Source organism: Mycobacterium sp., from assembly GCF_036490025.1.
In the GTDB taxonomy this organism is placed as follows: domain Bacteria; phylum Actinomycetota; class Actinomycetes; order Mycobacteriales; family Mycobacteriaceae; genus Mycobacterium.
The window spans coordinates 1-2,264 of sequence record NZ_DASXEP010000102.1; the positions used below are offsets into that span (position 1 = coordinate 1).

General features: G+C 66.7%; 4 protein-coding genes. 2 read left to right on the forward strand and 2 right to left on the reverse strand.

Annotated features, from left to right (window positions below):
* On the forward strand, positions 1 to 1,023 hold a 1,023-nt coding region (locus tag VGG53_RS11175), incomplete at its 5' end, for an ISL3 family transposase (RefSeq protein WP_331518125.1).
* A gap of 30 nt (positions 1,024 to 1,053) precedes the next feature.
* On the forward strand, positions 1,054 to 1,317 hold the full coding sequence (locus tag VGG53_RS11180; RefSeq protein ID WP_331518126.1) for a hypothetical protein: 264 nt from the start codon (positions 1,054 to 1,056) through the stop codon (positions 1,315 to 1,317).
* A gap of 126 nt (positions 1,318 to 1,443) precedes the next feature.
* Here the strand turns inward: VGG53_RS11180 and VGG53_RS11185 are convergent, their stop codons facing one another.
* Positions 1,444 to 1,686, reverse strand: coding sequence for a helix-turn-helix domain-containing protein (locus VGG53_RS11185; RefSeq protein ID WP_331518127.1), 243 nt, complete (start codon positions 1,684 to 1,686; stop codon positions 1,444 to 1,446).
* 303 nt (positions 1,687 to 1,989) lie between these two features.
* A partial coding sequence (locus tag VGG53_RS11190) for an ABC transporter permease (RefSeq protein WP_331518128.1) occupies positions 1,990 to 2,264 on the reverse strand: 275 nt, incomplete at its 5' end.

Sequence of the window (2,264 nt, forward strand, 5' to 3'; positions counted from 1 at the left end):
ACCCGGCTGCGTGCCGCGCTGGCGATGGCGGTGGAGGACGGGCGTGACCAGTCCGAGGTCGCTGTCTCCCATCAGGTGTCGTGGCCGACGGTGCAGCGTGCGGTGCTCGCCCACGGCGTGGTCGAGCTGGTCGAGCCAGAGCCGGTGCGGGTGTTGGGCATGGACGAGACCAGATTCGGGCGTCCGCGCTGGCTACCCGACGGTGTCCACGCCGACGGGCGGATCCGAGGGAAACGCACGGATCCGTGGGAGACCGGGTTCGTCGACATCGTCGGTCATCAGGGCCTGTTAGGGCAGGTCGACGGCCGAACCGCCGCTGCGGTGAAGGGGTGGCTGGCGGCGCGGTCGCAGGCGTTCCGCGACGGCGTCGAGGTGGTGGTGATCGACCCGCACGCTGGCTACGCGGCTGCGGTCCGGGCCGCGCTGCCGGACGCGCAGCTGGCGGTAGACCACTTTCATCTGGTCATGCTGGCCAACAAGGCGGTGACCGCGGTACGCCAGCGGGTGACCCGCGAGCTGCTCGGGCGCCGAGGCGGCAAGCTCGATCCGACCTGGGCAAACCGGCGACTGCTGCAACGCGCCCACGAACGCCTCTCACCGGCGGCACAGGCCCGGATGTGGAACGGATGCATCGACAACGACCCGACCGGGCAGATCCTGACCGCCTGGATCGCCAAGGAAGAACTCCGTTCGCTCTGCGGGATCGCGGCCCACGGCGGTCACCGCGAGGACATCGCACGCCGGCTCTGGGTGTTCTACAGCTGGTGCGCCGACGCCGACATCGGTGAGCTGACCACCCTGGCACAGACCATCGAGACCTGGTGGCCAGCGATCGAGGTGTTCCTGGCGACCGGACTGACCAACGCCCGTACCGAAGGCACGAACAGACTGATCAAGCAGGTGAAACGCGCCGCCTGCGGATTTCGGAACCGAGAAAACTATCGCCGCCGAGTACGGTTGCACTGCACCCGGCGAACCCGCCGACTGTCAGCGAGTAAACCGACGGTGCCCGCTCAAAGTTGAAGAGCCGATTTACTGAAGGAGACGGACGAGGTGGAGATGCCTCCGCCGTTCCGGCACCTGACGCCGTTGTGGCCAGACGACGTTGCGCGAGTTGTAGTCGCCGCGGTCCGGCACGACAGGCGACGGGTCGTGATTCCCAGGGCGGCAGGCATGTTGCTGCTCGGCGAGGCGTTCTCACCTCGGATCGGCGACCTGATCGCCACCGCGCTCACACGGCGGCCCATCGCCAGACTGCTGGGGATGAGCCGGGGGAGGACCTACCACGAAACGATCTCGAGTCGCGCCGCCGGATGAGGCAGGCCCGGCGAAGGGCGTGGACGCGAGCAGCATGCACGACGGCCACCGCGATCTGAGCCGAGCCCGACCACCCTCGACGACGCGTCGCCGCTGGTCAATGAATCGCCGACCAGCGGCGCGAGCTCAGCCGCTCGACTCGGACAACAGCTTCTGCACCAACGTCGCACGGATCCGAAACGACCGGCCGACCTTGAACGCGGGCAACTCGCCGCTGTTGACCATGCGGTAGACGGTCATCTTCGATACCCGGAACATCGCGGCGACCTCAGCCACGGTGAGCAGCTCGGATGAACGGTCCGCTTCGTCCTGGCTCGGCGGCGCGACCACGGCCTCGGGTGCGACGTGTGCATTGCGGTCTTGTCCCATGACGTTGGTATCGATACTCCTGATGCCAATGTTACTAATGAGTAAGAGTGTGATGCTTGGAACACTGTTACGGCTACTCGTCTCATGATCAGGTGGACGTGGCTACTGCCGCAGCTACCGTTCCGGTGATCAGGTGGAGCTGGCTGCTGCCGCGACACCTCCAAACAGCGCTAATGTCCACCTGATCACCGAGTGCGCGCGCCGCCCGGCAGCCCCCAGCCCGCAGCCGCTAATGACGCAACGCGGCGATCGGGGACAAGCCGGAGGCCCGATAAGCCGAGTACACCCTGGCCACCAGGCCGGTTACCAGACTGACACCGAATGCCGCCGCGGCGGCCGCAACGGACAGCTCGGACGAACCCAGTTGCGGGATGTGTCGGGGCAGCAGGCGCGCAGGGTGATGGCGTCACCGACCATCATGCCCAGCACGTCGCCCACGTCGGCGATCATGATCGATTCGGTGAGAACTTGTTTGATGATCGCGGCCCGCTGGGTGCCGATCGCTCTTCGGATACCGATGTCATGAGTCCGCTCGGTCACCGTGCCCAGCATGATGTTCGCCACCCCAGGGCGCCGAG

What these genes read in the sequence shown, in the direction of transcription:
- VGG53_RS11185 (WP_331518127.1), bottom strand. Translation starts at nt 1,686, where the DNA reads ATGGGACAAGACCGCAATGCACACGTCGCACCCGAGGCCGTGGTCGCG.